We start from the raw sequence: 23,179 nt of genomic DNA on the forward strand, positions 1-23,179 counted from the left end.
GCTGACCAGCACAGCCCTGTCCCGACGACCGGAGGACCAAAGGAGACCACGCCCACCGCCGCGACAGACGGCCCGACACCATGCCCTCAACCCAATCGCATCGAACACCAGCGATCAGAGGCCCGAGGCCGAAGCGGCCGACATCAGCCGTGAATGATCGAGGCTAATGAGCCGCGCAATATCAATCGGCATTTCGAGCAGTTGTGCGAGCGGGCGGGTGTTCGGCGTATTCGGGTTCATGACCCGCGCCACTCTTGCGCCGCTGCTCTACGGCCAGGGCGTGCCGCTGGAACGGATTCAGGACGTGCTCGGGCACAGCTCCCCGACCGTCACCAAGTCGATCTACGTGGAGGCGACACGACGGGTGCAGCAGGACGCCGTGGGCCGGCTCGGCTTCCTCTTCGACGCGTAGGCGTAGGGGTCAGCCGTGGGGGTCAACACGATCAAGGGCCGGTCTCCTGTAACAGGAAACCGGCCCTTGACCTGCTGTGCGCCCGAAGGGATTCGAACCCCTAACCTTCTGATCCGTAGTCAGATGCTCTATCCGTTGAGCTACGGGCGCTCGTTGCTCGGCCAGTCTACACACCCGGCTTTCGCGCGGAGACTCCGGGATTCGAACCCGGGAGGGGCTTTAAAACCCCAACCGCATTAGCAGTGCGGCGCCATAGACCAGACTAGGCGAAGTCTCCCCGGTGGCCCGCAGACCACCGGGCCCGAGGATACAGGTCGACACCCACCCGGGGCAAAGCGACTACCGGCGAAGTCCCACCCCCGGTGTTTCCGCCGTGTGCGACGTCACGTCCACGGCTAGGCTCCATCGATATGCAGGAGCAGCCGCCGAGCGATCCGCCCCGTCGCGAGCCCGCCGCCAGCACCCGGCGGAGCCGCTCCACCAAGCCGACCTTCACCCCGCCCCCCACGCCGGAACCACCTTCCGGGCCGGAGGCCGCGAGTGGGCCAGCGCCTCGGGCGCCGCGGGTCAGGGTCGCCCCCACCGTGGTCTTCCAGCCGCCCGAGCCGGCCCAGGCCACCCCCGCGGCCGATCCGACGCCGGAGCCGCCGGCCGCCGCGCCCCGTCCGCGCCCGCCGGCCGAGACCGCCCCCGCCGGGGCCGGCACCGGTACGCGGGACACCGGCCCTGACCGGCAGCAGGCGGGCCCGGCCGACGGCGACCCGGTGGCCGAGGTGCCCCCGGGGCGGTCCCGCCGCGCCCCGGCGGCCCCGACGACCCCGAGGAAGAAGACGACGACGCCGACGACGATGGCCACGCCGACCGAGGCGACACCGGTCAAGAAGGCCGCATCGGTCAAGAGGGCCACGCGGGCGACGAAGGTGACCAGCGCCGGCACCGAGGCTCCGGGCGAACCCGAGGCTCCCGCCCGGAGCCTCCGGGTGACCAGGACCACGAAGGCCGCGCCTGCCCGCAAGACCGCAGCGACGAAGAAAACTCCTGCCGCTCCGCCGGTCAGCGCCGCCCCGGCGAGCCAGGTCACCCCGGAGTCGGGGCGTACCTCCGGGGAGGGCTGGCGGGCGGTGGGCGCGCGCGTGCTCGAGCACCCGGGCTTCGCCCCGGAGTTGCTGGCCCTCGCGGCGGTGGACACCCTCGGGCCGCGCGCCGGTGAGTGGGTGCGGCGGACGCGCGGGGCGTACCCGGGCGCGGACGCCGACGGGCTGGCCCGGCTGGTGACCCGGCGGTTCGTCCGGCTGGCCGGTACGGGCGGGGCGCTCGCCGCGGGCGCCGGGCTGCTGGCACCGGTGGCGGAACTGACCGCGGTGCTCTGGACCCAGGCCAACCTGGTGCTACACCTGGCGGCGGTCCACGGACGGGACCCGGGTCATCCGGACCGGGTGGCCGAGCTGCTGGTGCTGACCCAGGTGCATCCCGACGTCGCGACCGCCCGCGCGGCGCTGGACGCGGTCCGGTCGGCGGGCGCGCCGGCGGAGGGGCCGTGGCCGCGGGTGGCCGAGGCGGCGTGGCGGCTGGCGACGCCGCTGGCCGCGCAGGCCAGCGGCCGGCTCGGCTTGCGGTTGGTGTCCCGGCTGCTACCGGGCGCGGCGCTGCTGACCGCCGCCGCGGGCGACGCGGCCGCCACGGAGCGGCTGGCCGCGCGGGCGATTGGCCGCTACCGGCCGGGCCGCGCCCGTCAGAGCCAGCCGAACCAGGACTTCGGGAGCAGCGCGTAGCCGACGAAGGCGACCACGTCGAGCAGGGTGTGCGCGACGATCAGTGGGGCCACCCGCCGGGTACGCAGGAAGAACAGGCTGAAGATCACGCCCATCACGGCGTTGCCGACGAACGCGCCGAAGCCCTGGTAGAGGTGGTAGGAGCCGCGCAGCACCGCGCTGGCCGCGACCATCGCGCCGAGCCGCCAGTGGAGCTGCCGCAGCCGGGTGACCAGGTAGCCGACCACGATCACCTCCTCCAGCACGGCGTTCTGCACGGCGGCGAGGATCAGCACCGGCACCGCCCACCAGAGGTGCGGCAGGGCGGCCGGGACCAGGGTGGCGTTGACCCCGAGCTGCGCCGCCGCCCAGAACAGCGCCAGCCCGGGCAGGCCGATCAGCGCGGCCAGACCCGCGCCCCGGGCCAGGTCCGGCCCGGGTCGACGCAGGTCCACCCCGAGCGTCCGGGCCGGATCGCCGGGGTCACGCGCCAGCAGGTGTACGGCGAGCAGCACCGGCAGCAGCGCGAAGCAGATTCCGAGGAGCTGGTACGTCAGGTCGAGGTACGGCCGGGCCGACACCGAGGTGTTCAGCGAGGCGGTCTGCTTGGAGAGCGGACCGGCGGCGGTCAGCTTGGCGATCAGTGAGACCAGGGCGTACACCGCCGACTGGCCGAGGGAGAGACCGAGTACCAGCAGCGTCTCGGCACCCAGGGTCCGGCGGGACACCGGGCGGGTGAGCTCGTCGACCGTCACCGGACCACTGTGCCGCACGAGGGCGCCCGTCGGCATCTAGGTGAGCCTGTCGCACATTCTGTGCGACCAGGCAGCACGCTGCGTGGAGATTCTGGGAGGGCTCGATCCGCCGTCCGAAGAAGGAGGGGTTCCCCGTGGCGAACTTCGCGCGGCTGCTGAAGGAGAGCTGGACCCTGGTCGAGGGGGATCGGGGACGGCTGAGCGCCCACTTCTACGCCCGGCTGTTCCTGCTCGACCCCGCGCTGCGCAGCCTCTTCCCGGTGCAGATGAACGGGCAGGGGGACCGGATCCTGGAGGCGATCGTCACCGCCACCCAGACGGTGGGCGACCCGGAGAGCTTCGACGAGTACCTCCGCGCGCTGGGCCGGGACCACCGCAAGTACCACGTCGAGGCCGCGCACTACGAGACCATGGGGGTCGCCCTGCTGGACGCGCTGCGCAGCACCGCCGGGGACGGCTGGAACCTGGAGTACGACCAGGCGTGGCGGGAGGCGTACGCGAGCATCTCCGAGCGGATGCTCGCTGGGGCGGCGGCGGACGAGAACCCGCCGTTCTGGCACGCCGAGGTGCTGACCCACGAGCGGCACGGGCCGCACACCGCCGTGCTGACCGTCCGCGCCCTCCAGCACCCGTTGCCCTGGCAGGCCGGCCAGTACGTCAGCGTCGAGGTGCCCCGGTACCACCCGCGGGTGTGGCGAACGTACTCGGTGGCGAACGCCCCGAAGGCCGACAACGTGCTGGAGTTCCACGTCCGGACGCCGGCCCGCGCGGCGGGCTGGGTGTCCGGGGCGCTGGTCCGCCGGACCAAGCCGGGTGATCTGCTGCGGGTGGCCGCGCCGATGGGGTCGATGACGCTGGACCGGACGTCCGCCCGGGACATCCTCTGCGTCGCCGGCGGGGTGGGACTGGCCCCGATCAAGGCGCTGGTGGAGGAGCTGACCGGCGTCAACCGGACCCGCTGGGTGCACGTCTTCTACGGCGCCCGGCGACCGGAGGAGCTGTACGGCCTGGCCGGCCTCGAGGAGTTGGCGGCCGCCCACTCGTGGCTGTCCGTGACCCCGGCGTGCAGCGCGGACCCGGACTTCGACGGCGAGGTGGGCGACATCTCCGACGTGGTCACCCGGTACGGCCCGTGGACCACGCACGACTGCTACGTCTCCGGCTCGGCCCCGATGGTCCGGGCCACCCTGCGCGCGCTCGCCGCGGACGACGTCCCGCCCGACAACATCCGGTACGACACGTTCGGCAATCTTTAGGCCTTGCTCCCCCCGAGCCGGGTCGCGTGCCCCTGCCGCTGGGGCACGCGACCCGGCCACCGCCAGCCGGGGCGCGGGCCGGAAGTCGGGGCGGGTCAGTAACGCCAGGGGTGGCCGGTGTCGCGGTACTCCTCGACCGGCACCAGCGGCACGCCCGGGGCCATCCGGTCGACGTAGAGGCGCCCCTCCAGGTGGTCGATCTCGTGGGCGATCAGGCGGGCCGTCGCGTACTCGAAGGACGTGATGACCCGGCTGCCGTCCCACTGCGCGTGCTCCACGTCGATCCGGAGCGGCCGCGGCACCAGGCCGCGGTGGTCGAAGTAGGAGAGGCAGCCCTCGTACTGTTCGTCCGTCTCGGTGGCGCTGTCGACCACCCGGGGGTTGAGCAGGAGGACCGGTTCGGCGGCCCGGTCGGCGGGGCGGACCAGTGCGACGGCCCAGCCGAGCCCGAGCTGGGTCGCGGCGATGCCGACGCCCTTGCTGAACGGGTGCAGCTCGTCGAGGCGGACCAGGACGGCGGAGAGCCGGTCGGCGACGTGCCGGGCGACGCGTTCCTCGCGCGGCAGGTCGAACTGGCGGGCGGGCTGCCGGAGCAGGTCGTCGCCGCGTTGCAGGATGCCGATGCTGCGCATCCGATCGCTGGCAGGGACCCGGACGCCCGGGCCGGGGCCGTCCGGCTCGGTATCCGGGGGCAGGCTGCGGAACCGCCACTGGAGCCGGTAGCGGGCGTTCAGCGGTGGGTCGTCGGTGGCCCAGTCGAAGATCGACCGGCCGTCCTGCTCGTGCCGTCGGATCGGGGTACGCAGCGGCCCCTCCTCGGCGGAGAGGGAGGTCTCCACCCCCCACACCTTCGGGTCGAGGTCCTTGGGCAGGTCGAGCTGGACGGCGAGGTGGCGGGTGGGCAGCCGGACGGCCCGCTGGAACCACGGGCCCCACTTGTCCCGGCCGACCCGGTACGCGTACTCGATGGTGACCCGGTCGCCGGGGTAGAGCGGGAAGCGGCCCTCGGCGTTCTCGAAGAGCAGCCAGATCTCCTTGAACGCGTCCCGGTCGTGCTTGGCCCGCCAGTGCATCGGCTCGCGCCCGCCGCCGTCGTCCCGGTACGCCGTCAGTTGCAGCTCGGCGAAGGTGAGCGGGTGCTCCCGGTGGTGCCGGTTGGAGCGGTCGGCGTCGTTGGGGTAGCGGTCCACCGCGACCCGGACCAGGTAGCGGCTGACCGGCTCGGTGCCGGCGTTGTAGAGCTCGCGCCGGATCACGCACTGGTAGCCCTCGTCGGTGTGGGTGAGGGTCGCGGCCTCCCGCTCGACCACCAGCCCGGTGCCGGGCGGCAGCCACTGGCCGGGGACGGGTGGCTCACGGTGGGCCCCGCCGGAGCGGCCGTGCCGCAGCCCGTCGTACTCCCGGAAGCGCTGCCAGATCGCGCCGCTGGCCGCCAGGACGGCCTCGGCGCGGCGGGCGAAGTCCTTGGTGGGCCGGTGCCGGCGCCCTTCGACGTGGCTGACGTACGACGGGTCGAAGCCCATCAGGGTCGCCAACTGCTTCTTGGACAGCCCTCGGCCGGTGCGGTGCCGGGCGAGTTCGGCCGCGAACGAGGCGGCGGCACGCTCGATGGGTGAGGTCGACATCGGGCTTCCTCGTACACGGGAGCACCATTTTCACTGTCGGTGGCCAAACGTGTACGGAAACTGCCTCATATTCGACATTCACCTTGACAATTCAGCGGTATCCGTCGATGCTTACGCGGTCCCCGGGCCGGTCCCGCGGCGTTTTCCGCCCGCCCCGCCGGGTAGTACCCGGCACGCGGCGCGGGCCGCGGAGTGACCGGGACCTCTTCATCCAGCCCTGGGGCCGACTTTCCCCCGACCGGGAGCTGTGGTTAGGCTAGCCTTAGTCCGAGCCGGCGGCGCACAAGCCGACGGCGGACGCCGACCGGTAGGGCCACCAGACGGGGGACGGATCAGGTGACAGCGGTGATGCCGAGGCGGGACACCGCCGCGCCGCTCGCCCCGGTGACGGCGACCCTGCGCGCCATGTTCGGCACCGACGACCTGCCCGGACTCGCCCCCGGCCTGCTGGTCACCACCGACCGGGCCCGCTGGTCACCGGCGACCCGACTGGTCGACGGCACGCTGCTCCCCGCGTTCCTGCGCGCGGCGACCCGGCGCTTCGGCGGCACGCCGCACGCCTGCGCCGCGCTGGCCTGGAAGTCGTACAGCTACTGGACGGCGCTGCCGGTGGTGCTCGGCTGGGCCTCCGCCCGGCGGGTGCCGCTGCTCGACCCGGCCCACGTCCTGATCCACTTCGAGGACCACCACCAGCTACTCACCCTGGGCCTGCGCAGCTCGACCACGGTCGCTGTGCTGCCGGGTGACCCGCTGGCACTGGCCGGCCACCCGGACGTCCGGGTCGTCGCCGACGAGGCGGCGCTGCTCGACGCGCTGCGCGCCTCGCTGCTCGACGTCCACTTCGCCCCGCTGATCGCGGCCATCCAGACCGAGGTCCGGCTCGGCACGCGTACGCTGCTCGGCTCGGTCGCCTCCGGCATCGCGCACGGCATCCTGCGCGCCTCGGACGCGCTCCCCGGTTCCGCCGCCGCGCACATCGGCACGCTGCTCGACGCCCTCGGCCTGAGCGACCTGGTGGAGCTGGTGCCCGGCCCGGCCGGCGAGCCGACGGTGCAGCGGCGTACCTGCTGCCTCGCCTTCACCCTGCCCCGGCCGAAGATCTGCCAGGGCTGCTGCCTCCAGCCGTCCTGAGCGCTCAGTCGACCAGTGGGCGGACGTCCCAGAGCCAGACGCCGCCGGTGAACCTCGGCTCGATCCCGGTCAGCGCGGTCATCCCCCGCCCCAACGCGTCGGCCTGCCGCACCTGAGGGTCGAGGATCACCGCACCGGCCCGCCAGTAGCGCAGGTCGTCCACGGCGGACACCCGATCCGCCGGCGTGATCGGCGGCACCCCGCCGGTCATCCGGATCGTGCTGAAGAAGGTGCTGGTCGGGCGGGGCGGCGCGGAGAAGAGTGCCACCCGGCCAGCACCGGGCCGGGTGTCCGGGTAGAGGAAGTAGCCGCGGGCCAATGGCATGTCCAGCCGGGTCTCGGCGGACCAGCGCAGCGGGTCGGCGTAGGTGGTGTCGGGCAGCGGCAGGGTCACGATGCTGCGCCCGCCGGTCACGTACGGCCGCCAGGCCCCGGAGGTGACGAAGGCGGGCGTCGGTTCGAGGCGTACCGAGGGCAGCGGAGTGGGCAGAATCGGCAGCAGCGCCATGGTCAGCACGGTCGCGGAGGCGAACCGGAGTTGCGGCCGGGCGGCCGGGCGGCGCTCCGCCAGTCGGCGGGCGTGGTCCGCGCCGAGCGCGAGCAGGATCCCGATGATCGGGGTGAGCGCCAGCGCCCAGCGGGTGGGCACCACCGAGTGCAGGACCGGCAGGTCCTCCAGCGCGGCCCACGGGCCGGGGATGCCGGTGTCGTGCCCGTCGAGGCGGATCTCACGGCCGAGGGAGAACAGGGCGAACACGGCGCCGACCGCGGCCAGGCCGAGCACCACGACGCTGCGCCGTAGCCACCACACCAGCGCGACCACCAGAACGGCGAGCGGCCAGCCGAAGAAGGCGTTCTCCTCGGTGGCGTTCTTGGCGAGCCACACGCTGCCCCGGGCGTCCCCGGCGAGGGACTCGCGGGACCAGGCGACGAACGAGGCGAGATCCGTGCGGTAGCCGCGGATCAGCCGGGACAGCCCCTGGTACGCCCCGGGCCCGAAGAACTGCACGTACAGCGGGTACGCGAGGACCGCCGCGGCGACGACGGCGGCCACCCCGAGTCCGGCGCAGAAGGTCCGGGCCGCCTGCCGAGTCTCCGGCCGGCCGACGGCGAGCGCGACCACCACCACGCCCAGCCCGATCGCCGTCATCAGCAGGATCTCCAGGTTGAGGAAGGCCTGCCAGACGATCAGCAACCCGAGCAGCACGCCGTTGCGCAGCCAGCGGCCCGGCTCGGCGAGGCGCAGCGTCCGCCAGATGATCAGCGGCACCACGAACTGGCTGACGATGTTGGGGTGGGCGTTGGCGTGCGAGACCATCGCCGGCGCGAAGGCGCAGAATCCGGCCCCGAGCCAGGCCGGTCCCCGGGCCCGGATCAGCACCCGGGAAAGGACGAAATACCAGGCGGCGCCCGTGGCGACCATTCCGAGGGTGAGAAAGACCAGGAATGCCGTACGCGGCCCGAACAGGACGGTGATGGGCGTCATTGGCAGGGAAACGGATAATACGGACGTATTTGCCATCAGATTGACGCCGTCCGGCACATTCATCTGGTGCGAGGTGAAAGGATAGGCAAAATCGGTCACGACCCGTGCGCCGTGCGCCATCATCCACTCGAACTGCGCCTGATCGGTGCGGTTGTCCCGGACCCCGGCGGACGGGCTGGCCCAGAACCGGGCGGTCACCCAGAACGCGAGCAGCACGAAGCTGAGCACGGCGGCGACGTCGATCCACCGCTCCCGCCCCCGCCGTTCGCCCTCGTCGGGCCCGCCCTCGGCGGCGCCACCGCGAGCGGCGTCCGATTCAGGAGTAGTCATGACAATTCAGAGAGTAGTCAGGGTATGGCAGGGCCGTGACATGTTTCTGGGTACTAGCGTACTATGTGCCGGGTTCGCCGACCGCCGATCACGTGCCCACCCCCGACCGCAATTCGGCCACCCCCGGTGCCCCGATTCCCTTGCCGTCCATCCGGATGGTTGACTCTGTCGGTCCAGGCGCGGGTCAGTCATATCGTGAGGAATCGACGCATGGCAGAAATCACTGGGGATCAGCGCGTCCAGTCGGAGGTGCTCGAGGGACTGGCGACGGCGGTCAACCACCGCAGGTGGTTCGTCGAGCTAGCGGTGCCATACCTCGGTGACAACCCCATCGAGATCGGCAGCGGCCTGGGCGACTACGCCCTGGAATGGTCCGAGCACCTGCCCCGGATCACCGCGACCGAGGCAGACCCGGATCGGCTTGTCCGGCTCAAGGAACGGCTGGCCGACCGCCCCAGCATCGAGGTCCGGCAGATGCTGCTGCCGCACTCCGAGCGCGGCGACTACAGCGCGGCCGTCTCCTACAACGTGCTGGAGCACATCGAGGACCACGTCGGCGCGCTGTCCAGCATGCGCGACCTGGTCCGGCCCGGGGGCGCCGTGATCATCATCGTGCCGGCGTTCCAGTTCGCGATGAGCCCGGCCGACATCGCCACCGGCCACGTCCGCCGCTACACCAGGAAGACCCTGGCCGCGGCGATGACCGAGGCCGGTCTCACCGTGGAGAAGATCCACTACGCGAACGCCCTCGGTCTGATCGGCTACTTCATGGCCACCAAGGTCTTCCGGCTGATGCCGAAGGAGGGCCCGATGGTGAAGGTCTACGACAGCCTGGTCCTGCCGGCGACCAAGGCGGCCGAGCAGCGGCTGCGCCCGCCGTTCGGGCAGTCCGTCTTCGCCGTCGCCCGCGTCCCGGCCTGACGGACTAGGAAGGGCCCCCGGTCACCCCGGGGGCCCTTCCTAGTCCGTGGGTCACTCCTTGATCTGGTATGTCGGGCGGATGACCGCCCGGGCGAGGGTGTGGAACGCCAGGTTGAAGCCGACGTAGGCCGGGCTGGCGGTCGGGCCGACGTCGAGGCGCTCCACGTCCACCGCGTGCACCGCGAAGACGTACCGGTGCGGACGGTCGCCGGGCGGCGGGGCCGCGCCGCCGTACCCGGTGTCGCCGTAGTCGTTGCGGATGCTGAAGGCACCGCCCAGGTCGCTCTCCTTCACCGCGGTGGGCAGCCCGGTCACCGAGGTGGGCACGTCCACCAGCACCCAGTGCCAGAAGCCGCTACCGGTCGGGGCGTCCGGGTCGAAGCAGGTGACCACGAAGCTCCGGGCCTCGTCGGGGAAGCCCGACCAGGACAGCTGCGGGGAGATGTTCTCACCCCCGGCGCTGCCGTGCGCGTGCCGCGCGTCCATCGGCTCGCCGTTGTGCACGTCGTCACTGGTCAGGGTGAACGACGGCACCGTCGGGAGCAGCTCGTACGGGTCCGGGGCGATCGGTCGTTCCAGGGTCATCGAAACGGTCCTTCCGGGTGCGCGCGAATTCCTGCGCCTTTCATACCCCCTCCACGCGCCAGAACGAACCGAAGGCGCGTCGTGTCCGAGTCCACAGCACTCACGACGGCGACGAAGTGACCTGGCTGGTCGCCGATCGAGGCGCGGTGAGGAGTCGTGCGGAGGGTGTGGGATTCGAACCCACGAAGGACATCGCTGCCCTTACCGGTTTTCAAGACCAGCGCCATCGGCCACTAGGCGAACCCTCCCGGACACGTCCCCGAAGGGTACGCGGCCGTGCATAGTCTGCCACGGGCCCCGTAACGGGCGAGCCGGCGTCCCACCCTCGCTGGCAGGATGTCCGCCGTGTGGGAGACACCGACGGTGGTGCTGATCACCGGAATCATGGCGGCCGGCAAGTCCACAGTGGCCGAGCTGCTGGCCCGGCGGCTGCCCCGATCCGTGCACCTGCGCGGTGACGTGTTCCGCCGGATGATCGTCGGCGGGCGGGCGCAGCTGACCGCCCAGCTCTCCGGCGTGGCGGCAGCTCCGGCTCCGCTACGACCTGGCCGCCGCCGCGGCCGACCGGTACGCGGCGGCGGGGTTCACCGTGATGCTTCAGGACGTGGTGCTCGGCCCGGACCTGCCGGCCATGGTCGACCGGATCCGGCACCGGCCGCTCGCGGTGGTGGTGCTCGCGCCCGGCGCGGAGGTGGTCGCCGCCCGCGAGCGGGACCGGCCCAAGCAGGGGTACGGCGACTGGCCGGTCGCCGACCTGGACGCGGAGTTCCGGGCCGACACGCCCCGGATCGGGCTCTGGCTGGACACCTCGGCGCAGACCCCGGACGAGACGGTGGACGAGATCCTGACTCGGGCGTGGACGGACGGCCGGATCGGGTAAGACTGGGCCATGCGCGCGATGACGATCCCGAAACCCGGCGGACCCGAGGCTCTCGTCTGGTCCGAGGTGCCCGACCCGGAGCCCGGCGCCGGCGAGGTGGTCGTCGACGTGCGGGCCAGCGCGGTGAACCGGGCCGACCTGCTGCAACGGCAGGGCAACTACCCGCCGCCGCCGGGCGCGCCCGCGTACCCGGGGTTGGAATGCTCCGGGGTGATCAGTGCGCTCGGGCCCGACGTGACCGGCTGGGCGGTCGGCGACGAGGTCTGCGCCCTGCTGGCCGGCGGCGGGTACGCCGAGAAGGTGGCCGTGCCGGCCGGGCAGTTGCTGCCGGTGCCGGCCGGTGTGGACCTGGTGGACGCCGCGGCGCTGCCGGAGGTGGCCTGCACGGTCTGGTCGAACGTGGTCCAGCTCGCCCGGCTGGCGAAGGGCGAGACGCTGCTGGTGCACGGCGGCGGGAGCGGGATCGGCACGTTCGCCATCCAGCTCGGCGTGGCGCTCGGCGCGACCGTGGTGGTGACCGCGCGGGCGGGGAAGCACGGCCGGCTGCGCGAGCTGGGCGCCGCGCACACCGTCGACTACCGGGAGCAGGACTTCGTCGAAGAGGTCCACCGGGTCACCGACGGCCGGGGCGCCGACGTGATCCTGGACATCATGGGTGCCGCCTATCTGCCGCGGAACGTGGCGGCGCTGGCCACCGGCGGCCGGCTGGTGGTGATCGGCATGCAGGGCGGCCGCAAGGGCGAGCTGGACCTGGGGATGCTGCTGGCGAAGCGGGGGGCGGTCCACGCCACGGCGCTGCGCTCCCGGCCGCTGGCCGAGAAGGCGGAGATCGTCCGGGGCGTACGCGAGCAGGTGTGGCCGCTGGTCGAGTCCGGGGCGGTCCGGCCGATCGTGCACAGCCGGGCGAAGCTGGCCGACGCCGCCGACGCGCACCGCCTGGTCGAGACGAGCGACCACCTGGGCAAGGTGCTGCTGGTCCGGTGACCGGTCAGGCCGCGTCGCCGTCCGGCTCGCCCGGCCGGGGCAGCATCAGCCGGGCGCCGGGGCCTTCGGCGGACAGCGAGTCGCCCGGGTTGTAGAGCGTGCAGCGCTGCAACGACAGGCAGCCGCAGCCGATGCAGCCGTCCAGGTCGTCGCGGAGCTTGCCGAGCAGCCGGATCCTCTCGTCCAGCCGCTCCCGCCAGGCCTTGGAGAGGGCGGACCAGTCGTCCGGGGTGGGCGTACGCGAGGACGGCAGCGCGTCCAGCGCCTCCCGGATCTCCTCCAGCGACACGCCGACCTGCTGGGAGATCCGGACGAACGCCACCCGGCGCAGTTCCGACCGGGCGTAGCGGCGCTGGTTGCCGCCGGTGCGCTGGGCCCGGATCAGCCCCAGGCGCTCGTAGTAGCGCAGCGCAGAGGGGGCCACCCCGCTGCGGGCGGACAGCTGTCCGATGGTGAGTGCTTCGTGCATCACAAGACCTTGAGTTGAAGTGCGCTTCAACTCCGAGGCTATCCGCATGACGACGACCACCGCCACCGACCCCGCCGTGCTGGGCGCGCTGCTCGACCGGGTACGCGCCGGGCGCGAGTTCGGCGCGAACGTGTACTCGACGCTGGACGTGCTCCAGGTCCTCTACGACCGGGTGCTCCGGATCACCCCGGAGACCGTCGACGACCCGGACCGGGACCGCTTCCTGCTCTCCAAGGGGCACGCGGTCGCCGGCTACTACGCGCTGCTCGCCGCCAAGGGCTTCGTGCCGGTGGAGTGGCTGGACGACCAGGGCGGGCCGGACAGCCGCCTCGGCGACCACCCGGACCGGCTGCTGGTGCCCGGGGTGGAGATCGGCTCCGGGTCGCTCGGCCACGGCCTCGGCCTGGGTGTGGGCACCGCGCTCGGCCTGCGCGCCCAGGGACGGCCCGACCCCCGGGTGTACGTGCTGCTCGGCGACGCCGAACTGGACGAGGGTGCCAACCACGAGGCGATCGCGTACGCGGGGGCGACCGGGCTCGGCAACCTCACCGCGATCGTGCTGGACAACCGGTCCGCGAGCCACGGCTGGCCGGGCGGCGCGGCCAGCCGGTTCACCGTCAACGGGTGGACCGCCGCGACGGTCGACGGCCGCGACCACGAGGCCCTGCACACCGCCCTCACCGGGCACGACAACCACCGGCCGCACGTCGTCGTCGCGGTCGTCACCAACGGGGAGTGACCATGCGCGAGACCTTCGTGACCACCGCCAGCGCCTTTCTGGACGACCCGCGGACGGCCATCGTGCTGGCCGACATCTCGGCCGCCGCGTTCGCGCCGGCCGCCGAACGGCACCCCGACCGGGTGCTCAACGTCGGCATCCGGGAGCAGCTCATGGTGGGCGTGGCCGGCGGGCTGGCGCTGACCGGGCTGCGCCCGATCGTGCACAGCTACGCGCCGTTCCTGGTCGAGCGGGCGTACGAGCAGATCAAGCTGGACCTCGACCACCAGGGCGTCGGGGCGGTGCTGGTCAGCGTCGGCGCGTCGTACGACCGGGCGGCGGCGGGGCGGACCCACCTGGCGCCGGCCGACGTGGCGCTGATCGACACGCTGCGCGACTGGACGGTGCACGTGCCGGGCCACCGGGACGAGGTGCCCAGGGTGCTGCGGGACGTGGTGTGCGGCCAGGACTCGGCGTACGTGCGGCTCTCCACGGAGAGCAACGCGACGGCGTACCCGGACGCGGGTGACCTGCGGATCATGCGGGACGCCGGGCCGGGTGCGCCGCTGCTGGTGGTGGTCGGCCCGCTGCTGGACCAGGCGCTCGCGGCCGTCGCCGACCGGGCGGTCACCGTGACGTACACCCATCGGCCGCGCCCGTTCGACACCGCCGGGCTGCGGGCCCTCGCGGGCAGCGAGGTGATCCTGGTCGAGCCGTACCTGGCGGGGACCTCGGCCCGGGTGGTCGGCGCGGCGCTGGCCGACCGGCCGCACCGGCTGCTCACCCTCGGCGTGGGCCGCGCGGACCTGCGCCGCTACGGCTTGACGGAGGACCACACCCGGTGGCACGGCCTGGACGCCGCCGGGCTGCGCCGCTCGGTCGACGCGTTCCTGTCCCGGTCCGCCTGACCGGGGGGGACCCGCCCGGGGTCGGCGTCAGCGCTGCGCGGCGCCGACCGGGCGGCGGCGGGCCCGCTCGCGGGCCAGGATCCAGACCGCCTCGACGCCGTCCTTCCAGGTGATCTTCTTGCCCTCCTCGCGGCCCCGCGCGCGGTAGCTGATCGGCACCTCGTACGGGCGGATCCGCTGGCGCAGCAGCTTGCCGGTGACCTCGGCCTCCATGCCGAAGCCACGGGACCGGATCTGGAGCGACCGGTAGAGCTCCAGCGGCATGAGCTTGAAGCAGGTCTCCAGGTCGCCGATGTACGAGTTGTAGAGCACGTTCGCCACGGTCGTGACGCCCCGGTTGCCCATCACGTACCAGAAGCTGTAGGCGCTGTGGCTGCCGAAGGTCCGATTGCCGTAGACCACCGTCGCCCGCCCGTCGAGCACCGGCTCCAGCAGCTTCGGGATGTCCTGCGGGTCGTACTCGAGGTCGGCGTCGAGGATGACCATGTACTCACCCTCGGCGTTGTCGACGGCGGTCTTGATCGCTGCGCCCTTGCCGGCGTTGCGCTGGTGGGTGATGACCCGCAGCCGCGCGTCGTCCACCCGGCCGAGGACCTCCCCGGTGCCGTCCCGGCTGCCGTCGTCGACCACGACGAGCTCGATCTCGCACGGGTAGTCCACCGCCAATGCCTGCTTCAGGGCATCAGCGATGCGTTCTTCCTCGTTGTAGACCGGCATGAGGATCGAGAGCTTCACACGGGTTCTCCACGGTGGCGACGGTAAGTCGGCCCTAGCGTAACCTGGCCGCTCGCCGCAGCGGCGCGAGCAGCGCCGTGAGCTGTGAGAAGGTCGTCCGTCGCCGCTCCCGCGAGAAGGCGGCCGCCCCACCGGGACGACCGCCTTCCCCCATCTCAGCGCTGCTTGAACGGGACCACGACCAGCCGGGCGACGCCGCCGTCGCCGTCCTTGGCGCCGGCCACGCCGACGGTGGTGCCGACCTTGATGTCAGTGGACTGCACGGTGGTGCGCCGCTCGATCACCCGCAGCTTCTCGTCGAACGTCCAGGTCATGGTGAAGCCGTCGGTGCACTTGACGGTCATCGACTTGTCGTCGATGGCGGTCACCTGGCCGCGCTGCACCGCGACGGTCTTCGTCCCGCCGTCCTTGGTCTGCACCACCACCTCGCCGTGCAGGATGTTCCTGCGCAGCAGCACCCGGGCCCGGTGCCGGTTGCGCCACTCCTGCCCGCGCTCGCCCTTCTGGCCCTTGCCGGCCTGCGCACCGGCCGAGGTCGAGGGGGCCGGGTCGGCGACCGGGTCCACGTCCAGGTCGGCGGCGTCGAAACCCATCGCGGCGAGCGCCTGACCGTCCGCGCCCATCGCGGCGGCCACCTCGACCGCGGTCTCCTTCGCCGAGTCCTGCGCCAGCTGGGCGGGCCCGCAGCCGGCGAGGCCGAGCGCGGCCGCCGCGAGCAGCGCGGTGACGCCGGTGACGATTCCCTGACGTGCCATCGGTTGTCCTCTCTCGTCCGTGGTGCCTTCAGCCTGCCCCACCCGCACGAGCAGATCGTCAGGCCGATGTTCGGGTCAGGTAAGGATCGCCGGGCAGCCGGACGGTGAAGGCCGCGCCGCCCTCCGGGGCGTGCCCGGCCGTGATGCCGCCGCCGAGCCGGTGGACCAGGCCGGCGGCGAGCGCCAGGCCGAGCCCGCTGCCCACCTTGCGCACCCCCCGGTACCGCTGGTGCAGCGCGCCGCGCTCGAACGCCACCGCCAGGTCGTCGTCGGTGAAGCCGGGTCCGCCGTCGCGGACCTCGACGATGCCGCCGGCGGCCGGGTCCGCGCCGGCCGGCCGGACCGCCAGCACCACCGGCGCCCCCGGGGGTACGACCCGCAGCGCGTTCTCCAGCAGCCCGTCCACCACCTGCCGGATCCGTCCCGGATCGGTGTACGCGGGCACCGGCCCGACCGGTGCCTCCACCCGGAACGGCACCCCGACCGCGGCACACCGGTCGGACCAGGTCCGCTCGGCGTCGGCGGCCAGCCGGGTCAGGTCGACCGGGCCCGGCTCCAGCGGGAAGTCGGCCGCCTCCAGCCGGGCCAGCGCGAGCAGGTCGCTGACCAGCCGGTCCAGGTGCTCGGCCTCGGCGAGCATCGTCCGGCCGGTGTCCGGCACCCCGTCGGCGTCGATCACCCCGTCGGCGAGCGCCTCGGCGTAGCCCCGGATGGCGGTGAGCGGGGTGCGCAGCTCGTGCGACACCGAGAGCAGGAACTCCCGCTGCCGCCCCTCGCTGGTGGCCAGCGCGGCGGCCAGCCCGTTCAGCGCGTACGCCAGGTCGGCCACCTCGTCGGGCGGCTCGACCGGCACCCGGACCGCCCGGTCCCCGGCGCGCAGCCGCGCGGCGGCGGTGGCCGCGGTACGGATCGGCCGGGCCAGCCGGCGGGCCAGCAGCAGCCCGGCGGCCGCCCCGGCGGCGAGCCCGGCGAGCAGCGGCAGCCAGAGGCTGCGCAGCACCTGCCGCCAGGGTCCGCTGGTGGTGGCCCGGGTGAGCACCACCCCGTCGCCGCCGGACAGGGCCCGCCCCTCGACCAGGGCTCGTCTCCCGTCGACCAGCCGCCGGCCGGCGACGTCCCGGCCGGCCGCCACCCGGGTCACCACCTGCGGGGGGAGGCCGGGGCGGTCCACCTGGCCGGCCCGGATGAGGTACACCTCGATGTCCTGCTGGCGGAGCTGGCGGATCAGCCGTTCCCCGGCGGTGTCGCGCTGCCGGGCCGCGCTGACCCGGAGCACGCCGGCGGCGAGCCGGGCCTGGGCAGCCAGCGCCTCCTGGTCGCGCCGCTCGGCGCCGCGTACCGCGAGGGGGACCGCGACCAGCGCGGTGACCAGCACCGACACCAGCGCCACCGCGCAGGTGACCAGCACCGCGCGGGCGGTCAGGGTGTGCGCGGGACGCCGGCGCGGCGGCGTCGGGGCCGGGCGGGGTCCGATCACCGGCAGCGCGACGGTGGGCTGCTCAGGCATCGGCCGCGTACCCGACGCCGCGGTGGGTGCGGATCACGCTGGCCGGGCCGAGCTTGGCCCGGACCTGGGCCACGTGCACGTCCACGGTCCGGGTGCCGGCGTGCGCGGCGTACCCCCAGACGCCGGCGAGCAACTCCTCCCGGGTGAAGACCCGGCCGGGCCGGGCCATCAGGTGCGCGAGCAGGTCGAACTCGGTGGAGGTGAGCTGGACCGGGGTGCCGGCGGCGGTGACCGTCCGGCGGGCCGGGTCGAGGGTGACCGCGCCGACCACCCGGGGCTGCTCGGCCCCGGCGGGCGCGCCGGCCGTGCGGCGCAGCACCGCCCGGACCCGGGCGACCAGCTCACGCGGGCTGAACGGCTTGGTCACGTAGTCGTCCGCGCCCAGTTCCAGGCCGACGATCCGGTCGACCTCGTCGTCCCGGGCGGTGAGGAAGATGACCGGGGTCCAGTCGCCGGCCTCGCGCAGCCGCCGGCAGATCTCGGTGCCGGGCAGCCCGGGCAACGCGATGTCCAGCACGCAGGCCACCGGGCGCAGCCGCCGCGCGGCGGCGAGACCGGCCGCGCCGTCCCGTTCCAGGTGTACGCCGAAGCCGTCCCGGCTCAGGTAGAGCCGGACCAGGTCGGCGATGGCCGGCTCGTCCTCCACCACGAGGACGAGCCCACGCTGGGCGGTGTCGGCGGTCACCGGCCCATGATTACCGACCGGTGGACGCCGAAGACGTCCGGGGAATGTTCGGGTTCGGTAAGGAGCCGGTCAGCGGACCGTCGCCGGGCGGAACCCGGCGGGACGGGTGCCGACCGGCGGCTCGCCGATGGTGGCGACCAGCCGCTCGGCGGGCGTCCGGAGCCGGGTCCGGAAGGCGTGGTTGAGCAGGGCGTCGAGCTGCCACACCTGCTTCGGGTGGTGGGTCCGGATGAGGAACCGCTCGCGGACCCCGTCGATCGCGGTGGCCGCCAGCTCGACGCTCTGCGAGCGCGCGTCGGGGCTCCAGGTGACGTTGCTCAGCTCGCGCAGCTCGGTGTTGAGGTGCAGGCGCAGCCGGTGCAGCACCCGGGTCTGCTGGGTGACCACGAGGCGGCGGTGGGTGAGGAGCATCAGGTATTCGCCGCCGATCGGGTGGTCCGGGCGACTGCACCGGGTGACCAGGATGGTCGCGTCGCCCGAGCCGACGCACCGGCGAAAGATCGGCATGTGCCGACTCACGGTCTGGGTCGCCAGGCCGGTCTCGGCGGCGGCCGGAAGGAACGTTCGGGAGAACACGTCCATGCAAGATGCAACGAGCATTTGATTGGGGTGATATGGGTCACGCCGAAGTTCTGGAACTTCCACCCCTGCAAGTCGCACCCGCGGTCCGACATCCTCAGCGCCACGACCGGGCCCCGCCGCGAGTAACGCGAGGCCCGGCCGATGCCCGCGTCAGAGCAGTGGGGTCATGCTGCCCCAGCCGGTGCCGATCTTGGCCGACGACGCCCAGCCCGTGCCGAACCAGCGGTAGCGGACCAGATAGCCGGTGGACTTCTGCACCGCCACCAGATCCGGGTAGCCGTCCCGGTCGAAGTCGCCGACCTGGACGACGTCGCGCACGGTGTTCCAGCCGGTGCCGACCTTGGTCTTGGACGTGATCGCGCCCCCGCGGCCGGAGTACCGGTACAGGTAGCCAGTGGTCTTCTCCCGGGCCAGCAGGTCCGGGTAGCCGTCGGCGTTGAAGTCGCCGCCGCCGTTCAACTCGTCCATGCCGTTCCAGCCGCCCGACCCGATCAGCACCCGGCTGCCGAAGCCGGTGCCCTTGCCGGGGTAGAGGTAGAGCGCGCCGTTGGACGACTGCACCGCCACCAGGTCCGGGTAACCGTCCCGGTTGTAGTCACCGATCGGGGTGAGCTCCCGCATGCTGTTCCAGCCCGTACCGATCTTCACCCGGCTGCCGAACCCGGATCCCGTCCCCGGGTAGAGCCACAGGTAGCCGGTGGACTTCTCCCGGGCGAGGATGTCCTCCCCACCGGACCGGTTGAAGTTCCCGACCCGCAGCAGCGCGTTCATGCTGTTCCAGCCGGTGCCCAGGGCCACCCGGCCGCTCAGCGTGGTGCCGTTGCCGCCGTAGAGGTAGAGCCGGCCGGTGGACGGCTCCCGGTAGACCACGTCGGACCAGCCGTTGCCGGTGAAGTCGCCGAACCGGGTCGCGGGCAGCGGAGCGACGTCGAGGAAGTCGCCGTCGATGTTGATGGTGACCCCGCCGTACGTCTCGTCGTGCGGGCCGACGTGCTGCTTCATCCGCCGCTTCGGCGACCAGTAGCCGGCCGGGACGTCCGGGTCGTCGACCGTCGCCTGGATCATCGGGTCGGCTGTCGGGTCCTCCAGCCGCCACCGGGCGAAGTGCAGGTAGTCGGGGCGGACGTAGCCGGCCTTGTTGTACGCGGCGACCTGATCGGCCACGCCGCTCGCCATGCTGCTGTAGAAGCCCGAGAGGTAGCCCTGGTCGTGCAGGCGCGCGGTCCAGGCGCTCATGAACGAGGTGACCGCCGTCGTGCAGGCGACGTCCCCGGTGGCGTAGTTCTCCATGTCGAAGACCAGCACGCTCTCCCGAGGCAGGCCCAGGCTCTGCGCCTGGACGACGGCGTCGTCGGCCTGAGCTCTGCCCTGGGCGGCGGCCTGCGTCGGGTCGAGGGCCATCTTGGCCCTGGTCGTGTTGCGGCAGGGCGACTGGAGGCCGACGTACATCGGCACCAGGTGCCAGCCGGCCGCCGCCTGGGTGGCGACCCAGTCGGCGGTGAGGTTGGGCTGGGCACAGCCCCGGTCCTCCCCGCCGAAGTAGATGGTGACCGCCTGGTAGGGCGAGTTGGCCCGCCAGGCCTGCATGGCGGCGCTGCTCGGCGCGGTGCAGGCGTCGAAGCCGAGACCGGTGTACGTGCCCGGCTGGGGGCCGACGGCTGCCTGGGCCGGCCCGGCGGTGGCGGTGAGCGCGGCGCCGGCGCCGAGGACGGCGGCAGCCGAGGCGGCCAGCGTCCGGCGGGCAGCCCGGCGCAGCCCGGGCAGCGAGAAGGAGGGTGTCATGATTTCCCCGAATCTGTCCCCGTGGTCAGCAGGCCGGCGGCGGACGCCTGGCGTCACTCGCTCCACACCGGCCCCACGATTCTTGCCAGGTCAAGGCCCACCTGTCGAGACCGAAACCGAATCCCGTCCGGTTTAGGCCCAGTTCGCCAGCCAGTGCAGGGACTGGCCGTGCGGTCCGGTCCAGGCGACCGGGCGACCGTCCAAGGCCAGCAGGAACCGGGCCGGACCGTCCGGAGCGGACAGTCCCTCGGCGAATTCGGGGAACACTCCGGCCCCCTCGTTGGAGATCCAGTGGCCGGGCAGCCCGCGTACCAGCTCGGCGAAGGCGCGCCGCCCCTCCATCGGCAGGTACGCCAGCACGGCGCTGTGGAAGACGACCAGCGTGGCGTCCCGGGGTGCGGTGGCGGCCAGCGCCGGCAGGTCGGCGAGCAGGTCGCCGCGGTGCACCGGGGCGGGCAACGTCCGGGCGACCTCGGCGGCGGCGCGCAGCCGGTCCCGCCGGTCCTGCTGCTCCGGCCAGACCAGCGCGGTCAGCCAGGCCAGGTCGTCCGGGCCGGTGACGTCGAGCGGGTTCAGGTCCAGCCCGGCCCGCCACACCACCTCGGGCACCCGGTCCGGCAGCGGCGCGGGCCCGTCGACCGCGCAGCTCAGCTCGACCGGGCTGTCCGCCGGCCCGACCCGGTGGGAGCCGTAGGCGTAGCGGTAGCGGTCCGGCTGGAGACAGAGGCCCGCGGAGACGCCCACCTCCAGCAGGGCGAGCGGCTGCGGCAGCCGGGCCAGCAGCGGCAGCAGCACCGCGCAGCGGCCCGCCTCGTTGGTCTGGGTCCGGCGGGTCGACATGGTGGCCGCCACCTCGGACCAGTACGCCGTCGCCCAGGCCCGGAACCGGTCCGGGTCGTCGACCGGGCCGCCGAGGAATCGGGCTGCGCCGAACAGCAGGTTCGGCTGGCGCTTCGGCGCGGGCAGCCGGTCGAGCAGGGCGAGCAGGTCGGCGTCCGCGGCGACCGCCAGGGCCAGCCGCTCGTACGTCGGGGACTGACCCCGAGCCTCCCGCTCGGCGAACCTGCGATAGCTGTCAACGGTGTCCACAGCGGCACCCTGCCGCAGCCGGTTCCGGCGGGGAAATGACCGCCGCCACAGCCGGTCAGACCGGCATGGTGCGGAACGTCTCGCCGAACCAGCCGACGTCGACCCGGCTCAGAGCAGCTCGACGATGGTCGCGTTGGCCATGCCGCCGCCCTCGCACATGGTCTGCAGGCCGTAGCGGATCCCGTTGTCCCGCATGTGCTGGAGCATCGTGGTCATGATCCGGGCGCCGGACCCGCCGAGCGGGTGGCCGAGGGCGATCGCGCCGCCGCGCGGGTTCAACCGCTCCGGGTCCGCCTCGGTCTCCGCCAGCCAGGCCAGCGGCACCGGGGCGAACGCCTCGTTCACCTCGTACACCCCGATCTCCTCGATGCCCAGCCCCGCGCGGCGCAGCGCCTTGGCGGTGGCCGGGAGGGGGGCGGTGAGCATGGTGACCGGGTCGTCGGCGGCCACCACGGCGGTGTGGACGCGGGCCAGCGGCCGCAGGCCGTGCCGGCTGGCCCACTCGCTGGTGGTGACCGCGAGCGCGGCGGCCCCGTCGGAGATCTGCGACGCGGAGCCGGCGGTGACCACGCCGTCGGCCTTGAACGGGGTGGCCAGCTCGCCGAGCTTGGCCAGCGAGGTGTCCCGGCGGATGCCCTCGTCGGCGGTGAACTTGCCGCCGTCGGCCAGCGCCACCGGGGCCAGCTCCGGGTCGAACGCCCCGGCGTCCTGCGCGGCGGCGGCCTTCTCGTGGCTGGCCAGCGCGAACTCGTCTAGCTGGGTCCGCGAGAACCGCCACCGCTGGGCGATCAGCTCGGCGCCGACGCCCTGGTTGAACGGGAGCGGGCTGTCCTCGGCGACGCCCTCGACGCCGCGGTAGCGCTCGAGGATGGCCGGGCTGAACGGCATGCCGCCGGCCACGCTGGAGCCCATCGGCACCCGGGTCATCGACTCGACGCCGCCGGCGACCACCAGGTCGGCCTGGCCGGAGAGGACGGTGGCGGCGGCGAAGTGCAGCGCCTGCTGGCTCGACCCGCACTGCCGGTCGAGCGTGGTGCCGGGGACCGACTCGGGCCAGCCGGCGGCGAGGACGGCGTTGCGGGCGACGTTCCACGACTGCTCGCCGACCTGGGAGACGCAGCCCCAGACCACGTCGTCGACGTCAACGGGGTCGATGCCGGTCCGCTCGGCGAGGGCGCGCAGCACGTGCGCCGAGAGGTCGACCGGGTGCACGCCGGCGAGGCTGCCCTTGCGCCGCCCGACCGGGGTCCGCACCGCACCGACGATGACCGCGTCACTCATGTTTACTCCCCGGTAACTTGGGCTGGCCCCGATACTACGTCCTGACCCGGCCGGTCGTCCTCCCCCGTTTCCCGGCCGTCGCGTCGGCGGCCGGAGTGGCTGGCATGCTGGGGCGGTGAATCCACAGTCGCCCCCGGCCCAGCAGTGGCGGGTGCCGGCGATCCTGCCGGTCGCCAAGCTGGCCGGCGCGCTCGTCCTGGTCGCGCTGGGCCTGCTCTTCGCCAACGGTGACCGGGTCCAGCTCGTGCTCGCCGGGCTGGGCGCCGTCGCGCTGGCCGGCTGGGGCCTGCGGGACCTGGTCGCGCCCGTCCGGCTGGCCGTCGACGCGGAGGGGATCACCGTGATCCGGGGCTTCGCCGGCCGGCACCGGCTGCCCTGGCCGGCGGTCGAGGCGATCCGGGTGGAACGGCGTACCCGGCGCGGGCTGACCGCCGAGACGCTGGAGATCGACGCGGGAGAGTCGCTCCACCTGTTCGGCCGGCACGACCTGGACGCCCCGCCGGAGGAGGTCGCCGAGGCGCTGCGCGCCGCCCAGGCCGCCGCGCACTGAAC

23 protein-coding genes and 3 tRNA genes are annotated in these 23,179 nt (G+C 73.4%); 10 read left to right on the plus strand and 16 right to left on the minus strand.

Annotated elements, in window-relative coordinates:
* Window positions 1–238: 238 nt before the first annotated feature.
* On the plus strand, window positions 239–412 hold the full coding sequence (locus ACFYOS_RS07815) for a hypothetical protein (protein ID WP_387136791.1): 174 nt from the start codon (window positions 239–241) through the stop codon (window positions 410–412).
* 77 nt (window positions 413–489) lie between these two features.
* On the opposite strand, the gene ACFYOS_RS07820 is transcribed toward ACFYOS_RS07815, so the two are convergent.
* Together ACFYOS_RS07820 and ACFYOS_RS07825 are read right to left on the minus strand one after the other, a co-directional pair.
* Window positions 490–562, minus strand: a tRNA-Arg gene (locus tag ACFYOS_RS07820).
* Between the two features lie 36 nt (window positions 563–598).
* A tRNA-Ser gene (locus ACFYOS_RS07825) sits at window positions 599–689 on the minus strand.
* A 307-nt stretch (window positions 690–996) separates the two neighbouring features.
* Here ACFYOS_RS07825 and ACFYOS_RS07830 point away from each other — a divergent pair.
* Window positions 997–2,184 (plus strand): hypothetical protein, encoded by a 1,188-nt coding sequence (locus tag ACFYOS_RS07830; protein ID WP_387136793.1) that lies wholly within the window; start codon window positions 997–999, stop codon window positions 2,182–2,184.
* Here the strand turns inward: ACFYOS_RS07830 and ACFYOS_RS07835 are convergent.
* Window positions 2,145–2,918, minus strand: coding sequence for a CPBP family intramembrane glutamic endopeptidase (locus ACFYOS_RS07835; RefSeq protein ID WP_387136795.1), 774 nt, complete (start codon window positions 2,916–2,918; stop codon window positions 2,145–2,147). The genes ACFYOS_RS07830 and ACFYOS_RS07835 overlap by 40 nt on opposite strands.
* A gap of 134 nt (window positions 2,919–3,052) precedes the next feature.
* Here ACFYOS_RS07835 and ACFYOS_RS07840 point away from each other — a divergent pair, with 134 nt between their 5' ends.
* On the plus strand, window positions 3,053–4,174 hold the full coding sequence (locus ACFYOS_RS07840; protein ID WP_387136797.1) for a globin domain-containing protein: 1,122 nt from the start codon (window positions 3,053–3,055) through the stop codon (window positions 4,172–4,174).
* 95 nt (window positions 4,175–4,269) lie between these two features.
* Here ACFYOS_RS07840 and ACFYOS_RS07845 read toward each other — a convergent pair whose 3' ends face one another.
* Window positions 4,270–5,799 (minus strand): peptide deformylase, encoded by a 1,530-nt coding sequence (locus ACFYOS_RS07845; protein ID WP_387136799.1) that lies wholly within the window; start codon window positions 5,797–5,799, stop codon window positions 4,270–4,272.
* A gap of 348 nt (window positions 5,800–6,147) precedes the next feature.
* Between ACFYOS_RS07845 and ACFYOS_RS07850 the strand changes: the two genes are divergently transcribed.
* Complete coding sequence (locus tag ACFYOS_RS07850; protein ID WP_387136801.1) at window positions 6,148–6,930, plus strand: hypothetical protein; 783 nt, start codon at window positions 6,148–6,150, stop codon at window positions 6,928–6,930.
* A 4-nt stretch (window positions 6,931–6,934) separates the two neighbouring features.
* Here the strand turns inward: ACFYOS_RS07850 and ACFYOS_RS07855 are convergent, their stop codons facing one another.
* Window positions 6,935–8,746, minus strand: a complete 1,812-nt coding sequence (locus ACFYOS_RS07855) for a hypothetical protein (protein WP_387136803.1) — start codon at window positions 8,744–8,746, stop codon at window positions 6,935–6,937.
* 210 nt (window positions 8,747–8,956) lie between these two features.
* Here ACFYOS_RS07855 and ACFYOS_RS07860 point away from each other — a divergent pair, with 210 nt between their 5' ends.
* Complete coding sequence (locus tag ACFYOS_RS07860) at window positions 8,957–9,667, plus strand: class I SAM-dependent methyltransferase (RefSeq protein ID WP_387136805.1); 711 nt, start codon at window positions 8,957–8,959, stop codon at window positions 9,665–9,667.
* Window positions 9,668–9,718: 51 nt separating this feature from the next.
* Here the strand turns inward: ACFYOS_RS07860 and ACFYOS_RS07865 are convergent, their stop codons facing one another.
* Together ACFYOS_RS07865 and ACFYOS_RS07870 are read right to left on the minus strand one after the other, a co-directional pair.
* Window positions 9,719–10,252: a YbhB/YbcL family Raf kinase inhibitor-like protein gene (locus ACFYOS_RS07865; protein ID WP_387136807.1), complete on the minus strand. Its 534-nt coding sequence runs from the start codon at window positions 10,250–10,252 to the stop codon at window positions 9,719–9,721.
* Between the two features lie 159 nt (window positions 10,253–10,411).
* Window positions 10,412–10,500, minus strand: a tRNA-Ser gene (locus ACFYOS_RS07870).
* 344 nt (window positions 10,501–10,844) lie between these two features.
* Here ACFYOS_RS07870 and ACFYOS_RS07875 point away from each other — a divergent pair.
* Window positions 10,845–11,132: a hypothetical protein gene (locus ACFYOS_RS07875; protein WP_387136809.1), complete on the plus strand. Its 288-nt coding sequence runs from the start codon at window positions 10,845–10,847 to the stop codon at window positions 11,130–11,132.
* Window positions 11,133–11,141: 9 nt separating this feature from the next.
* Window positions 11,142–12,116 carry an NAD(P)H-quinone oxidoreductase gene (locus tag ACFYOS_RS07880; RefSeq protein WP_387136811.1) on the plus strand — a complete coding sequence of 325 codons (975 nt, stop codon included), beginning with the start codon at window positions 11,142–11,144 and terminating at the stop codon, window positions 12,114–12,116.
* 4 nt (window positions 12,117–12,120) lie between these two features.
* Here the strand turns inward: ACFYOS_RS07880 and soxR are convergent, their stop codons facing one another.
* A complete protein-coding gene (gene soxR / locus ACFYOS_RS07885) occupies window positions 12,121–12,585 on the minus strand; it encodes a redox-sensitive transcriptional activator SoxR (RefSeq protein ID WP_387136813.1) in 465 nt (154 codons plus the stop codon).
* A gap of 46 nt (window positions 12,586–12,631) precedes the next feature.
* On the opposite strand from soxR, the gene ACFYOS_RS07890 reads away from it, so the two are divergent.
* A complete protein-coding gene (locus ACFYOS_RS07890; RefSeq protein WP_387136815.1) occupies window positions 12,632–13,324 on the plus strand; it encodes a transketolase in 693 nt (230 codons plus the stop codon).
* Window positions 13,325–13,326: 2 nt separating this feature from the next.
* Window positions 13,327–14,211 (plus strand): transketolase family protein, encoded by an 885-nt coding sequence (locus ACFYOS_RS07895; RefSeq protein ID WP_387136817.1) that lies wholly within the window; start codon window positions 13,327–13,329, stop codon window positions 14,209–14,211.
* Window positions 14,212–14,238: 27 nt separating this feature from the next.
* Here the strand turns inward: ACFYOS_RS07895 and ACFYOS_RS07900 are convergent, their stop codons facing one another.
* The 8 genes from ACFYOS_RS07900 to ACFYOS_RS07935 form a co-directional block, all read right to left on the minus strand.
* A complete protein-coding gene (locus ACFYOS_RS07900; RefSeq protein WP_387136819.1) occupies window positions 14,239–14,946 on the minus strand; it encodes a glycosyltransferase family 2 protein in 708 nt (235 codons plus the stop codon).
* Between the two features lie 155 nt (window positions 14,947–15,101).
* Window positions 15,102–15,701, minus strand: a complete 600-nt coding sequence (locus tag ACFYOS_RS07905) for a hypothetical protein (RefSeq protein WP_387136821.1) — start codon at window positions 15,699–15,701, stop codon at window positions 15,102–15,104.
* A gap of 58 nt (window positions 15,702–15,759) precedes the next feature.
* A complete protein-coding gene (locus tag ACFYOS_RS07910) occupies window positions 15,760–17,208 on the minus strand; it encodes a sensor histidine kinase (protein WP_387136823.1) in 1,449 nt (482 codons plus the stop codon).
* The gene (locus ACFYOS_RS07915) at window positions 17,201–17,893 is read right to left on the minus strand and encodes a response regulator (protein ID WP_387136825.1); all 693 of its coding nucleotides are present in this window, start codon (window positions 17,891–17,893) and stop codon (window positions 17,201–17,203) included. The genes ACFYOS_RS07910 and ACFYOS_RS07915 overlap by 8 nt, the downstream gene beginning before the upstream one ends.
* 69 nt (window positions 17,894–17,962) lie before the next feature.
* On the minus strand, window positions 17,963–18,475 hold the full coding sequence (locus ACFYOS_RS07920; RefSeq protein WP_387136827.1) for a hypothetical protein: 513 nt from the start codon (window positions 18,473–18,475) through the stop codon (window positions 17,963–17,965).
* Window positions 18,476–18,625: 150 nt separating this feature from the next.
* The gene (locus ACFYOS_RS07925; protein ID WP_387136829.1) at window positions 18,626–20,257 is read right to left on the minus strand and encodes a glycoside hydrolase domain-containing protein; all 1,632 of its coding nucleotides are present in this window, start codon (window positions 20,255–20,257) and stop codon (window positions 18,626–18,628) included.
* 132 nt (window positions 20,258–20,389) lie between these two features.
* Entirely contained in the window at window positions 20,390–21,346 is a 957-nt protein-coding gene (locus ACFYOS_RS07930; RefSeq protein ID WP_387136831.1) for a DUF2332 domain-containing protein, read from the minus strand.
* A gap of 108 nt (window positions 21,347–21,454) precedes the next feature.
* The gene (locus tag ACFYOS_RS07935) at window positions 21,455–22,627 is read right to left on the minus strand and encodes a thiolase family protein (protein WP_387136833.1); all 1,173 of its coding nucleotides are present in this window, start codon (window positions 22,625–22,627) and stop codon (window positions 21,455–21,457) included.
* 115 nt (window positions 22,628–22,742) lie between these two features.
* On the opposite strand from ACFYOS_RS07935, the gene ACFYOS_RS07940 reads away from it, so the two are divergent.
* Entirely contained in the window at window positions 22,743–23,177 is a 435-nt protein-coding gene (locus ACFYOS_RS07940; protein WP_387136835.1) for a PH domain-containing protein, read from the plus strand.
* Window positions 23,178–23,179 lie beyond the last annotated feature (2 nt).

Source organism: Micromonospora sp. NPDC005806 (assembly GCF_042871425.1).
Classification (GTDB): domain Bacteria; phylum Actinomycetota; class Actinomycetes; order Mycobacteriales; family Micromonosporaceae; genus Micromonospora.

Bases quoted from the DNA above. Each gene is read 5' to 3' on its own strand.
- ACFYOS_RS07860 (WP_387136805.1), top strand. From the start codon at position 8,957: ATGGCAGAAATCACTGGGGATCAGCGCGTCCAGTCGGAGGTGCTCGAG.
- soxR (WP_387136813.1), bottom strand. From the start codon at position 12,585: ATGCACGAAGCACTCACCATCGGACAGCTGTCCGCCCGCAGCGGGGTG.
- ACFYOS_RS07865 (WP_387136807.1), bottom strand. From the start codon at position 10,252: ATGACCCTGGAACGACCGATCGCCCCGGACCCGTACGAGCTGCTCCCG.
- ACFYOS_RS07845 (WP_387136799.1), bottom strand. From the start codon at position 5,799: ATGTCGACCTCACCCATCGAGCGTGCCGCCGCCTCGTTCGCGGCCGAA.
- ACFYOS_RS07935 (WP_387136833.1), bottom strand. From the start codon at position 22,627: ATGAGTGACGCGGTCATCGTCGGTGCGGTGCGGACCCCGGTCGGGCGG.
- ACFYOS_RS07815 (WP_387136791.1), top strand. From the start codon at position 239: ATGACCCGCGCCACTCTTGCGCCGCTGCTCTACGGCCAGGGCGTGCCG.
- ACFYOS_RS07925 (WP_387136829.1), bottom strand. From the start codon at position 20,257: ATGACACCCTCCTTCTCGCTGCCCGGGCTGCGCCGGGCTGCCCGCCGG.
- ACFYOS_RS07890 (WP_387136815.1), top strand. From the start codon at position 12,632: ATGACGACGACCACCGCCACCGACCCCGCCGTGCTGGGCGCGCTGCTC.
- ACFYOS_RS07910 (WP_387136823.1), bottom strand. From the start codon at position 17,208: ATGCCTGAGCAGCCCACCGTCGCGCTGCCGGTGATCGGACCCCGCCCG.
- ACFYOS_RS07920 (WP_387136827.1), bottom strand. From the start codon at position 18,475: ATGGACGTGTTCTCCCGAACGTTCCTTCCGGCCGCCGCCGAGACCGGC.
- ACFYOS_RS07875 (WP_387136809.1), top strand. From the start codon at position 10,845: ATGCTTCAGGACGTGGTGCTCGGCCCGGACCTGCCGGCCATGGTCGAC.
- ACFYOS_RS07880 (WP_387136811.1), top strand. From the start codon at position 11,142: ATGCGCGCGATGACGATCCCGAAACCCGGCGGACCCGAGGCTCTCGTC.
- ACFYOS_RS07905 (WP_387136821.1), bottom strand. From the start codon at position 15,701: ATGGCACGTCAGGGAATCGTCACCGGCGTCACCGCGCTGCTCGCGGCG.
- ACFYOS_RS07850 (WP_387136801.1), top strand. From the start codon at position 6,148: ATGCCGAGGCGGGACACCGCCGCGCCGCTCGCCCCGGTGACGGCGACC.
- ACFYOS_RS07895 (WP_387136817.1), top strand. From the start codon at position 13,327: ATGCGCGAGACCTTCGTGACCACCGCCAGCGCCTTTCTGGACGACCCG.
- ACFYOS_RS07855 (WP_387136803.1), bottom strand. From the start codon at position 8,746: ATGACTACTCCTGAATCGGACGCCGCTCGCGGTGGCGCCGCCGAGGGC.